Origin of the sequence: Ferrovum myxofaciens (genome assembly GCF_000735045.1) — a bacterium.
GTDB lineage: Bacteria > Pseudomonadota > Gammaproteobacteria > Burkholderiales > Ferrovaceae > Ferrovum > Ferrovum myxofaciens.
In genome coordinates, this window is record NZ_JPOQ01000408.1 from 1 (window position 1) to 278 (window position 278).

Sequence of the window (278 nt, forward strand, 5' to 3'; positions counted from 1 at the left end):
CCAACCACCCGAACCTGACAATACTTTGCTTTTACCATATCGTCGATCAGCAACATTACATCGCCATCCAGGTCAATTGACACCAGGCGGGTAGAGCATCCATGAACGGATTCTGGATTCACTCTCGGTACCGGAGCCGGCGCGTTAATTTGTCGCAACTCGTTATAAACAGCATCCGCCACATCCTTAAGATTCGTTGATGCGGTGTTACTGACGTTCGGGTCCGGTATGTCATTTTTCTGAAATATTGAACATCCGCTCAGTAGCAACAAGGTTCC

Annotated in this window: 1 protein-coding gene; it reads right to left on the reverse strand. The window is 48.2% G+C overall.

Translation table 11 applies throughout. The annotated features are described in order from the left end of the window. Positions 1 to 278, reverse strand: a 278-nt coding sequence (locus IV91_RS19365; RefSeq protein ID WP_233418496.1) for a hypothetical protein, incomplete at both ends; no start/stop codon positions are given.